This is a genomic window from Bowdeniella nasicola (assembly GCF_001907295.1).
Lineage (GTDB): Bacteria > Actinomycetota > Actinomycetes > Actinomycetales > Actinomycetaceae > Bowdeniella > Bowdeniella nasicola.
In genome coordinates, this window is record NZ_MQVR01000180.1 from 1 (window position 1) to 820 (window position 820).

An 820-nucleotide genomic window follows, 5' to 3' on the forward strand; every position below is an offset into this window, starting at 1 on the left:
AGTGAGTTGTAGAAGATGAACTCGAGGATCACGCGGTGACCGCCCTGCTGTCCAGCACGACCACCCCGCTACACCACTATGAGGGACTCAACTGATCTCGCGCAATTCCGTCGAGGTGGTCATGGTACCGTTCCTTCGTTCAAATGGTCTTGGGGCAGAGTTCAAGTGGTCTTGAGCCAGAAGCCGGCACGATGGCGCCCGGGTGTCCCGGCGTTGGAAGCCGGGCCACGTGGAGCCCTCCGCACTGACAACCTGGGCTAAGCTGCACTGACCTCTTCCGGACCGCTACGTGCATACATCAGTGGCACATAGCTTTTGCGGTGTGCCACTGGTTTTTGTTTACGACGCAGGAAACCATCTCGGGGCCCCGAACTTGATGTGGGGCGTGGAAAGACACGCTACTCGTCAATCGACATGCTGAGGGACGAACATCTGGACCTGACATACACCGATTGATCTGGAGGTAGGTCTCCCCCACCGCTATAGCACCTGCGCGTGTGACCCCAAAAAGCCGGATGTTGTAGGTCATTCAAAGCCCGGCTCGTCCTCATCGGTCACGAGGGCGCGCTCTTCGGCAACGACGAGCACCTCAGCTCCTTCGAGAACTTCACCGAGAACCTCGTTAACCGCCCATTCGAGGGAATCGAGCGCGTCCTCTCCCCCGCTAATAGCTTCAGCTTCCCGGTCGTTTACCCGTATGAGCGCCGCGCCACCGATCGGTACAACACTGGATCGCCCCGGGTGTGGTGGAGGGTTTGATCTAACCGAGAGGATAGGAACATGCCTGCACCGAGTAAGTACCCTGCAGAAGTTCGTGACC

The 820-nt window shown here is 58.4% G+C and carries 1 pseudogene; it reads right to left on the reverse strand.

The annotated features are described in order from the left end of the window. Positions 1 to 525 precede the first annotated feature (525 nt). Positions 526 to 820, reverse strand: a pseudogene (locus tag BSZ39_RS12945) (hypothetical protein); the annotation flags it as partial.